The organism is Agrobacterium sp. MCAB5 (assembly GCF_052114365.1).
Classification (GTDB): Bacteria; Pseudomonadota; Alphaproteobacteria; order Rhizobiales; family Rhizobiaceae; genus Agrobacterium; species Agrobacterium tumefaciens.
The window spans coordinates 1-699 of the sequence record NZ_JBFREP010000100.1; the positions used below are offsets into that span (position 1 = coordinate 1).

At 55.7% G+C, this 699-nt stretch carries 1 protein-coding gene; it reads right to left on the bottom strand.

What is annotated here, in order from left to right; all coding sequences use genetic code 11:
* Positions 1-129: 129 nt before the first annotated feature.
* Positions 130-531, bottom strand: a complete 402-nt coding sequence (locus AB4Z23_RS27550; protein ID WP_244878310.1) for a hypothetical protein — start codon at positions 529-531, stop codon at positions 130-132.
* Between the last annotated feature and the right edge of the window lie 168 nt (positions 532-699).

Here is a 699-nt window from a genome sequence, read left to right on the forward strand (position 1 = left end):
GTTCTCCATAGCTGGCTGCGAAGCTCTCAAGTATATTTTTCTTTTTGTCTCCGACCATTTTTTTAGAACCGTTCGACAATTCTCGACATGGATATTTGAGCAGTGCCCTCTAGGGTCGAGTTGTCTCCATCATGCAGTACGACAGTGAAGCCTGGTAAAGGCCTCACTTTCTCCTTTAGCAAAACTTTCCATAAAAAATCCAGTTATATGGCGAGGTGGAATTCGGTTTGAAACTTCCTCGTCCCCTTGCACTTCCCGACTGAGCCTTGGTCCGATAGCAACCCGCTCGCCCGGAGCTTTGAGGAATTCGTCATAACGCTCGCCACCCTTGCCGCGCCCGGCGGCCTGAGCTGCGTCCGGAAGAGAAGTGGTCGAGGCCAGCCAGAAGCGGACAAACAACGCGATGGCAGTTTCGGCAATCAGCGAATCCGAGTGCCCACGCCGTTCGGTAAAATCCGCGAGGCGGCGCGAGCAAGATGTGTGCGTGAATGCGCTTGGGATGGTCCAAAGTTTGTAAACACCTTTTCCCATTTGCGAGGGAGCCGGGAATGGTCGAGTGCCTTGGGGAGAGCAAAGCAGCCCCTTGGACTTGGCCGGTCAGGCTGCTGTGTTCTGGCCGGGAGGAACGGCAAGTGCAACCGCGTCAGCGCCGGCGGGAAAGCGGAGCTAGCCGCTGGCATCATGCACGACTGCCCAGAT